This window comes from Methylomonas sp. BG-2 (assembly GCF_057766305.1).
In genome coordinates this window covers 1-9,556 of the sequence record NZ_JBYMAP010000157.1, presented here as the reverse complement: position 1 = coordinate 9,556, position 9,556 = coordinate 1, and the positions used below count along the sequence as shown (strand labels likewise).

Genomic DNA, 9,556 nt, shown 5'->3' with positions numbered 1-9,556 from the left:
GCTGAGGAAGGTCAGATTGCCGTGCCATTCAGCCACGGCGGGCGGAGTGCCCAGCAAGTAATTCGCCAGACCTACCGCTAATGAAAACAAACCTTTGCGAAAAATATTCCTAAGCTTCATACGGATGGGTAGCGATGGTGGCGAATCACACCTTGACGCGGCAGCCGACGGCACGGGTCCGAGGCATTATTTACTACTTGCGATGAACCTTCAACTGATTCAGGGGATGGCTCAATCAGGTCGGATGAAGGTTTAGCGAATCGGGCGAATTGCATTCCGCGGTTCTATCGAGGGGCTAGATCACTTTTTTACCGCGTCTCCTTGCTGAAACCTGCGTATCCGCCGCGACTCGATAGTTAAGAGAGCGTTAAGAAAGCTCGTCTACAGTCGCCCGCAAGTCAATTACAATGGATCGTCATGAACACCTCGCTTAGCGTAAATACTAAAGGATTCGGGGATAGTCACATAACTGGTGGCATATATCTGGCGACGGACGGCAAGCTGAGATTCTGCGTCACCGGACCCGTCATGGAACTGCCAGTCGATTTTAAGGAATGGTACCAAGCCAAGAGCGAGGACGCTTCGGCGGATCGCGTTAAGGCCGCTTGACGTAGTCGTTCTTGAGCCTTCTCTGATATTCGGCGCGGGCTGGGGATTGAAGGGGTATTGCGTGGCGGATAGCCGACGAGGTGACAGAATGTCCTCGCCGGCTTTTGTCGAAGCCTAGTGAGTGCTGTAATGACTTTCAATATAGCGCTCGACAAGCTCTTGAAATTCGCCGGCAATATTGTCGCCTTTTAAAGTCACGGTTTTAACGCCGTCCTCGAATACCGGCGCGACCGGCGTTTCCCCGGTGCCCGGCAAGCTGATGCCGATGTTAGCGTTCTTGCTTTCGCCGGGCCCGTTGACGACGCAACCCATCACGGCGACTTTCATTTCTTCGACACCTTGATATTTGTTTTTCCAGAGCGGCATTTGGTCGCGCAAATAGCCTTGAATATCCTGGGCCAGTCTTTGGAAATAATCGCTGGTGGTGCGTCCGCAGCCTGGGCAAGCGGTTACCATGGGCGTAAACGAGCGAAAGCCCATCGTTTGCAAAATTTCCTGGGCGACGACGACTTCCTTGGTGCGGGCGGCACCGGGTTCCGGCGTTAGCGAAATCCGGATCGTGTCGCCTATGCCTTGCTGCATCAAAATACCCAGTGCTGCGGAAGAGGCGACTATGCCCTTTGAGCCCATGCCGGCTTCGGTCAGGCCAAGATGCAAGGCATAGTCGCAGCGATCCGAAAGGTCTTGATAAATGCTGATCAATTCCTGCACATCGCTGATTTTGCAGGACAGAATAATCTTATCCTTGCCTAGACCGAGTTCTTCAGCCTTGGCGGCGCTTTCCAACGCCGATAACACGATGGCTTCGCGCGTGATGGCGGGCAGTTCCTTCGGTTCCGCCAGTTGACGGTTTTCATCGAGTAAGCGGGTTAGAACGGCTTGATCCAGACTGCCGCCGTTAACGCCGATCCGTACCGGTTTGTTGTATCGGATTGCGAATTCGATCATTTGCTGGAACTGCGGGTCGCGGGCTTTACCCTTGCCGACGTTACCGGGATTGATTCGGTACTTGGCCAGGGCCTGGGCGCAATCCGGATATTTTTCCAATAATTTGTGGCCGTTGAAATGGAAGTCGCCGATAATCGGTACCGAAAACCCTTTTTGTTCGAGCTGGTTAACGATTTCCGGGACAGCCTTGGCGGCTTCCTCGGTGTTGACGGTGATCCTGACCAATTCCGACCCGGCGGTCGCCAATTCCATAATTTGCTGTACGCTTCCCGCAACATCGGTGGTATCCGTGTTCGTCATGGATTGGACTACAATCGGAGCGCCGCCGCCGACTCTGACGTTGCCAACCAAAACTTGTTGAGTGTGCTTTCTGGAACTTATGGACATAGAAATGTTTTGCAAGAAATCGAAGTTGTTTGGAAAAATACCAAGCGTTTTACTCGGTCTTAAAATTATAACCCAACGCCAATAGTCAAGAGTTAATTTGTGTTGATCAACTATTTTTCCGACGTGCATTTGGAATTCGGCGAGCAGGCGGCGCCGGAAACCGCCGCGGACATTATCGTGGCGGCGGGCGATATCGGAATTTTCGACCAAGGCGTGGCTTGGCTGAAGGCTTTGAATAAACCGGTGATTTACGTTGCCGGCAACCATGAGTTTTACGGCTACGAGTATCGTCAGGTGCTGGAAATGTTGCGCCGCGAATGTAGCGGCAGCCAGATTCATTTTCTGGAAAAAGATCAGTTTGTGTTCCAGGGTGTGCGTTTTTTAGGGTGCACGCTGTGGGCGGATCTGTTTTCCGAGGGCAGCGAAAAAGCGGATGCGTTGCAAAAAACCCTGAACGATTTTCGCCGGATCAGTTTTGAGGATCAGGCGTTCTCGCCGAGTCGGTTTTCCGCGTTGCATGTTGAAGCCAAGACTTGGCTGGAAGCGCGGTTGGCGGAACCCTACGCCGGAAAAACCGTCGTCGTCACGCATCATGCGCCGACCGAATGGAGTTGGATAGGTTCGCCCAAGGTTCTGAAGCGATTGGCCTATTGCAACGATTTGAAGCCGTTGTTTCATGAGTACGAGATTACCGCCTGGTTTCACGGCCATGTCCACAATTTGGGCGACTATCGGATCGCCGACGCCAGAATCCTGAGCAATACCCGAGGCTATCTCGGGCGTAAAACCGTCGAGGGATTCGATATCAATAAAACCATCGAAATTTGAAGTCTTAAAACGCCTTAGTTTACGTGTTAATCCGGGCTGCAGGTGGCGTCGCGACTGAGGATTTCTCGTTGAGAAAGCCGATAAGTTGTGATGTAATGACGCGGTTTTATGTCTTGAAGTGCCCGGTGGGGTTGGAGTTTTTTCCGGCGGGCTTTTGCTGCAATCTGTCTGGAGAGTAGGCGTATCTACTATGCAATTTACATTAAAAAAAGGTTTGGATTTGCCCATTACGGGCGGGCCCGAACAGAAAATAAGTGACGGTAACGGCGTCAAGTCGGTAGCGCTTTTGGGCTCCGATTATGTCGGTCTGAAGCCAAAAATGCTGGTTGCCGAAGGGGATAAAGTCAAGTTGGGCCAAGCTTTGTTCGTTGATAAGCAAAACCCCAGCGTCAACTTTACCTCACCGGGTGCCGGCGTGGTCAAGGCCGTCCATCGCGGCGACCGCCGGGTGTTATTGTCGGTAGTCATTGAGCTGAACGGCAACCAACAAGAGAGCTTCGCCAGTTATGACGAGGCGGCGCTGGCTGGTTTGTCCGCCGATCAAGTCAAGGAGAATCTGTTGGCTTCCGGCCTATGGACTTCTTTTCTGACTCGCCCTTACGGTAAAGTGCCGGCCGCCGACAGTGCACCGAGCGCTATCTTCGTAACCGCGATCGATACCCGGCCGTTGGCCGCGGATCCCGTCGTGGTGATTAAAGACCGGGCGGCCGACTTTTTGAACGGTTTGACGGTGATTGCCAAACTGACTGCCGGCAAGACTTATTTGTGTAAAGCCAACGGCGCCGACGTGCCTAGCAACAGCGCGGTTCAGGTTGCCGAATTTGCCGGTCCGCATCCGGCCGGATTGCCTAGCACCCACATCCACTTCCTCGATCCGGTAAACGGCCATAAATCGGTATGGCATATCGACTATCAAGCGGTGATCGCGATCGGCGCGTTATTCACGACCGGTAAATTGAATGTCGAAAGAGTCGTATCGCTGGCCGGACCGACCGTCAAAAATCCGCGTTTGGTGCGTACCCGCGTCGGAGCGAATCTGGAAGACTTGGTGGCTGGTGAATTGCTGGACGTTGAAAACCGCGTGATTTCAGGTTCGGTTCTGTACGGACACGAAGCCGCCGGCCCCTTGGCGTATCTGAGTGCTTACAGCCTGCAAGTTTCCGCGCTGAAAGAAGGCCGCGACCGCGAGTTCTTCGGGTGGATAGTGGCCGGCAAGGACAAATATTCCGCGATGAACGTTTACGTGTCCAGCAAGGACCGCAAAGACGGCCGTTTGTTTCCGTTGACCACCGATAAAAATGGCAGTAACCGGGCCATCGTGCCGGTTGGCGTTTACGAGACCGTAATGCCGATGGATATTTTGGCGACGCCGTTATTGAAAGCCATTGTGGTTGGCGATACCGATACCGCGCAAGCGCTGGGTTGTCTGGAGCTGAACGAGGAAGACGTTTCCCTGTTCACCTTTGTCGATCCCGGCAAGCACGATTTCGCGCCGGTGCTGAGAGCTAATTTAACTAAAATCGAGAAGGAAGGATAAATGTCGGCTAGAGACTTATTAGATAGCATAGAGCCGCATTTTACAAAAGGCGGCAAGTTCGAGAAGTACTACGGTCTTTACGAGATGGTGGATACTTTTATCTACACGCCGTCCGATGTAACGCGCGGTAAAACTCATGTTCGCGACGGCAACGACCTGAAACGGACCATGACTTTCGTGGTGATTGCCACGGCGTTCTGCATATTGATGGCGTGGTACAACACCGGTTATCAGGCTAATTTGGCGATGAAGGCCATGGGCGTCGAAGCGATCGACAACTGGCGTCGCTTCCCTATGGTTTTGTTCGGTTACAACCCTTACAACCCGTTTTCGTGCTTGGTGCACGGCATGTTGTATTTCTTCCCGATCTATTTCACCACGCTGGCCGTCGGCGGCGTTTGGGAAGTATTGTTTGCGACCGTTCGCAAACACGAGGTCAACGAAGGCTTCCTGGTTTCGTCGATGTTGTACACGCTGATCTTGCCGCCCGACATGCCGTTGTGGCAAGTGGCCTTGGGTATTTCCTTCGGCATCGTGTTAGGCAAGGAAGTGTTCGGCGGTACCGGTAAAAACTTCCTGAACCCTGCGTTAACCGGCCGCGCCTTTTTGTTCTTCGCCTATCCGGCTTCGATTTCCGGTGATTCTGTTTGGGTCGCGGTGGATGGCTACAGCGGCGCGACCGCGTTGTCGTTGGCATCCGCCGGTGGTCTGGATGCGATCAAGGCCAGCTTCGGCTGGTTCCAAGCTTTCCTGGGCTTCATTCCCGGATCGATGGGCGAAACCTCGACCTTGGCCTGCTTGTTGGGCGCGGCCTTCCTGCTGTACACCCGCGTCGCGTCCTATCGGATCATGGCCGGCGTGTTGATTGGCATGATCGGGATGTCCACCTTGTTGAACGTCGTCGGCAGCAATACCAATCCGATGTTTGCGATTCCTTGGTACTGGCACATGGTGTTGGGCGGTTTTGCGTTCGGCACGGTCTATATGGCCACCGATCCGGTTTCAGCCGCGAACACCGATACCGGCCGCTGGATTTACGGCATTCTGATTGGCGTGATGATCGTCATCATTCGGGTCATCAATCCGGCGTTCCCGGAAGGCGTGATGCTTGCAATTCTTTTCTCCAATATGTTTGCGCCGTTGATTGATTACTTTGTCGTTCAAGCAAATATCAGAAGAAGGATTAAACGCCATGCTTAATGCCGAGAAAAAAACCTGCAAGTATAACGAGCAGCTTTGTAAATATTACGAGCAGTTCAGAGTTTATGCCGATCGTATCCTGGCGCTGAGCAACGATAGCCTGGAAAAAACCATCAACGTCGCGTTGGCCCTGTGTCTGGTCTGCGCGGTGCTGGTATCGATGGCCACCGTCGCGTTACGGCCGTTGCAATCGCACAATAAAGCCCTGGACATGAAGAAGAATATTCTCGATGTCGCCGGCTTGTTGGAAAACGATACCAACATTGATGCAGCCTTTAAGGACCGGATCGAAGCTAAATTGGTCGATCTGGCGACCGGCGAATACGTTGACGGCGACGTTGACGAATACGACCAACGCAAGGCCGCCAAGGACCCGGCAACCAATGAAGTGATTCCGGTCGAGAAAGACATCGCCAGCATCCGCATGAAGGCCAAGGTGGCCAAAGTGTTTTTGGTGAAGGATGCCGGTAAATTGCAATCCATCATCTTGCCGATCAATGGCTATGGCTTGTGGTCCACGATGTACGGTTTCTTGGCGCTGGAGGCCGACGGTCAAACCGTACAGAGCATCAACCTGTACGACCAAGGCGAAACGCCGGGCCTGGGCGGCGAAGTCGTCAACCCCAACTGGCGCGCCTTGTGGAAAGGCAAGAAAGTCTACGGCGATAACGGCGAAGTGGCTTTGACCCTGGTGAAAGGCACCGTCGATACCAGCCGTCCCGATGCGGTTAACAAAGTCGACGGCTTGGCCGGCGCCACGTTGACCAGCCGCGGTGTCAGCAATTTGATCCTGTACTGGATGGGACCGGAAGGTTTCGCGCCATACCTGAACAAAATCAAGTCAAACGGTTAGGAGTCGTCATGGACAAAGAAACCAAAAAAGTATTATTCGAGCCGTTGGTCGATAACAACCCGATTACCCTGCAGGTACTCGGCGTTTGTTCGGCGTTGGCGGTAACCTCGCAAATGTCGACCTCGTTGATCATGGCTCTGGCCCTGACCTCGGTTACCGCGTGTTCCAGCGCGGCCATCAGCGCGGTACGCCAGCATACGCCGAGCAGCATCCGGATTATCGTGCAGATGATTATCATCGCCTCGCTGGTTATCGTGGTCGATCAATTGTTGAAAGCCTTCGCGTTCGACGTCAGTAAAAAACTGTCGGTGTTCGTCGGTTTGATTATCACCAACTGTATCGTCATGGGTCGCGCCGAAGCTTATGCGATGAAAAATCCGCCGCTGCAAAGCTTCATCGACGGTATCGGCAACGGTGCCGGCTACAGCTTGATTTTGATCCTGGTCGCTCTGGTTCGCGAAACCTTGGGTTCCGGCAAGCTGCTGGGCTACGAAGTTCTGCCCTTGGTCAAGGACGGCGGCTGGTACGTTCCGAACGGCTTGATGCTGCTGCCGCCTAGCGCGTTCTTCGTCATCGGTTTGATTATTTGGGCCTTCCGTACCTGGAAGCCGAAACAAGTCGAACACAACGAGTTCAAAATTCTGTCGATTGCTCACGGTGAAGGAGGGCACCACTAATGGAAGCCTATATCAGCTTATTTGTTAAAGCGGTTTTCATCGAAAACCTGGCGTTGTCGTTCTTCCTGGGGATGTGTACCTTCTTGGCGGTGTCCAAGAAAATCTCGACGGCAATGGGATTAGGCATTGCGGTCATGGTGGTGCAAACCTTGACCGTGCCGGCGAATCAATTCATCTATCAAACCTTGTTGAAGGAAGATGCGTTGGCTTGGATTGGCATTACCGGCGTGGATTTGAGCTTTTTGAGTCTGCTGAGCTGTATCGGCATGATCGCCGCGATCGTGCAGATTCTGGAGATGACGCTGGATAAATTCTTTCCGGCGCTCTACAACGCGTTGGGTATCTTCCTGCCGTTGATTACCGTGAACTGCGCCATTTTGGCCGGTAGCTTGTTCATGATCGAGCGTGATTACAACTTCGGTGAGAGCGTGACCTACGGTATTGGCTCCGGCTTCGGTTGGGCGCTGGCGATTACTTTGATGGCCGGCGTGCGCGAGAAGCTGAAATACAGCGACGTGCCCGCCGCGTTGCAAGGCCTGGGTATCACCTTCATTACCGCCGGCTTGATGTCCCTGGGCTTCATGGCGTTTTCTGGAATTCAATTGTAAGGGTATCGTAATGCTAGAAATTGCATTAGGGGTTATTTTCTTCACGGCTATCGTGATTGCGCTGGTGTTTATGATCATCGGCGCGAAAAGCAAACTGGTGGCCGCCGGGGATGTGGAAATTCTGATCAACAACGAGAAGAAGATTCACGTGCCGGCCGGTTCGAAATTGTTGAACGCGTTGTCCGACAACCAATTGTTCGTTTCGTCCGCTTGCGGCGGCGGCGGTTCTTGCGGCCAATGCAAGGTGAAAGTGCATAGCGGCGGCGGTGATATTCTGCCGACCGAGTTGTCGCACATCACCAAGCGCGAAGCGGCGCACGGCGAGCGTCTGGCCTGCCAGGTCGCGGTGAAAACCAACATGGCGGTCGAAGTGGAAGACAGCGTCTTCGGCGTCAAAAAGTGGCTATGCACCGTCAAGTCCAACGACAACGTCGCGACCTTCATTAAGGAACTGGTATTGCAATTGCCGGAAGGCGAGGCGATCAACTATCGCGCCGGCGGCTACATTCAAATCGAATGTCCGCCGCACGTGTCCAAGTACGCGGATATGGATGTCGCCGAGGAATACCGTCCGGATTGGGATAAATTCAATCTGTGGCGCTATGTGTCCGACGTAAAAGAGCCGACGTTGCGCGCGTATTCGATGGCGTCCTATCCGGAAGAGAAGGAAATCATGCTGAACGTGCGGATCGCCACGCCGCCGCCGGGCGCGCCGGAAGGCGTACCACCGGGCATCATGTCGTCGTTCATCTTTAATTTGAAGCCGGGCGACCAAGTCTGGGTATCCGGTCCTTACGGCGAATTCTTCGCCAAGGATACTGACGCCGAGATGGTCTTCATCGGCGGCGGTGCCGGTATGGCGCCGATGCGCTCGCACATTTTCGACCAACTGCGTCGTTTGAAATCCAAACGCAAAATTACCTTCTGGTACGGCGCCCGCAGCAAACGCGAAATGTTCTATGTCGAGGATTTCGACATGCTGCAACGCGAGAACGACAACTTCAAATGGCATGTGGCTTTGTCCGATCCTTTGCCGGAAGACGAATGGACCGGCTACACCGGCTTCATTCATAACGTGTTGTTCGAGGAGTTCATCAAGAACCACCCGGCGCCGGAAGATTGCGAGTTCTACATGTGCGGCCCTCCGATCATGAACTCGTCGGTGATCAACATGCTGTTGGCTAACGGCGTCGATAGGGAAAACATCTTCCTGGACGACTTCGGCGGCTAAATCGGGTTTTTTGCCGGTCAGGAACGAGGAGCGATCTTAGGATTTCTCCTCGTTTTTTTTGTATGACTATGTTTAGTTGCGGCCTTATAGGATCAATCGGTTTCAACAGCCGAAGACGCCATGCTTATTTCGACCGGCACGGTAACTATTTCAGATTTAAACGATCTATCGGCTGGACATAGTTCAACCGTTATTTCGAATTAGGGGACAACCATGACGTATTTTTTAGTAACTTTCGTATTTATGCTGATCGTGATTGCAATCATGGCGGTAGGCGTGATCTTTGGCCGCCATGCGATCAAGGGTTCTTGCGGCGGTACCGGGAATTGCATTTGCACCGAGAAGTGCGACAAGCGGAAGCAATTTGAAGCCGAGCAAGCGGCTCTATCGAACGCTGAAGGTGCCCGTACGGAAATTTAGTTCGTACCGATTAGCCTCACGCAGGCTACTCTAAGAAATTGCCTGCCCCAAATGTAAGGGGCAGGATGCATATCACTGAACCACTTCTTCCTGTTCTTCTTGGGAGTTGCTTGGTGTCCGTTCTTGATAAATACCGGACAGTTTCCGTTTGAATTCTTCGGTCACTTCCTGAGCGTCCTGACGGGTTTTTGTGACCCTCGGCGTTAGCAAGACCACTAATTCCGTTTTGTCTTTGTTACGTGTTGTACTGCCGAACAG

At 53.1% G+C, this 9,556-nt stretch carries 10 protein-coding genes; 8 read left to right on the top strand and 2 right to left on the bottom strand.

The features are described from left to right. Positions 1–723: 723 nt before the first annotated feature. Positions 724–1,944, bottom strand: coding sequence for a flavodoxin-dependent (E)-4-hydroxy-3-methylbut-2-enyl-diphosphate synthase (gene ispG, locus AC3B8H_RS14735; RefSeq protein WP_488442300.1), 1,221 nt, complete (start codon positions 1,942–1,944; stop codon positions 724–726). Positions 1,945–2,043: 99 nt separating this feature from the next. On the opposite strand from ispG, the gene AC3B8H_RS14730 reads away from it, so the two are divergent. From AC3B8H_RS14730 to nqrM, 8 genes are all read left to right on the top strand, one after another. Then, positions 2,044–2,772, top strand: a complete 729-nt coding sequence (locus AC3B8H_RS14730) for a metallophosphoesterase (protein WP_488442299.1) — start codon at positions 2,044–2,046, stop codon at positions 2,770–2,772. A 190-nt stretch (positions 2,773–2,962) separates the two neighbouring features. After that, a complete protein-coding gene (locus AC3B8H_RS14725) occupies positions 2,963–4,309 on the top strand; it encodes a Na(+)-translocating NADH-quinone reductase subunit A (protein WP_488442298.1) in 1,347 nt (448 codons plus the stop codon). Further along, positions 4,310–5,509 carry an NADH:ubiquinone reductase (Na(+)-transporting) subunit B gene (locus tag AC3B8H_RS14720; protein ID WP_488442297.1) on the top strand — a complete coding sequence of 400 codons (1,200 nt, stop codon included), beginning with the start codon at positions 4,310–4,312 and terminating at the stop codon, positions 5,507–5,509. It abuts the gene before it with no gap. Further along, complete coding sequence (locus AC3B8H_RS14715) at positions 5,502–6,362, top strand: Na(+)-translocating NADH-quinone reductase subunit C (protein WP_064028071.1); 861 nt, start codon at positions 5,502–5,504, stop codon at positions 6,360–6,362. Before AC3B8H_RS14720 ends, AC3B8H_RS14715 begins: the two co-directional genes overlap by 8 nt. Before the next feature lie 8 nt (positions 6,363–6,370). Continuing rightward, the gene (locus tag AC3B8H_RS14710; RefSeq protein ID WP_488442296.1) at positions 6,371–7,039 is read left to right on the top strand and encodes an NADH:ubiquinone reductase (Na(+)-transporting) subunit D; all 669 of its coding nucleotides are present in this window, start codon (positions 6,371–6,373) and stop codon (positions 7,037–7,039) included. Beyond that, positions 7,039–7,647 (top strand): NADH:ubiquinone reductase (Na(+)-transporting) subunit E, encoded by a 609-nt coding sequence (gene nqrE, locus AC3B8H_RS14705; protein WP_064028075.1) that lies wholly within the window; start codon positions 7,039–7,041, stop codon positions 7,645–7,647. Before AC3B8H_RS14710 ends, nqrE begins: the two co-directional genes overlap by 1 nt. A gap of 10 nt (positions 7,648–7,657) precedes the next feature. Beyond that, a complete protein-coding gene (gene nqrF / locus AC3B8H_RS14700) occupies positions 7,658–8,878 on the top strand; it encodes an NADH:ubiquinone reductase (Na(+)-transporting) subunit F (RefSeq protein WP_488442295.1) in 1,221 nt (406 codons plus the stop codon). 213 nt (positions 8,879–9,091) lie between these two features. After that, entirely contained in the window at positions 9,092–9,298 is a 207-nt protein-coding gene (gene nqrM / locus AC3B8H_RS14695; protein WP_488442294.1) for a (Na+)-NQR maturation NqrM, read from the top strand. Positions 9,299–9,370: 72 nt separating this feature from the next. Here the strand turns inward: nqrM and AC3B8H_RS14690 are convergent. Continuing rightward, a partial coding sequence (locus AC3B8H_RS14690) for a hypothetical protein (RefSeq protein WP_488442293.1) occupies positions 9,371–9,556 on the bottom strand: 186 nt, incomplete at its 5' end.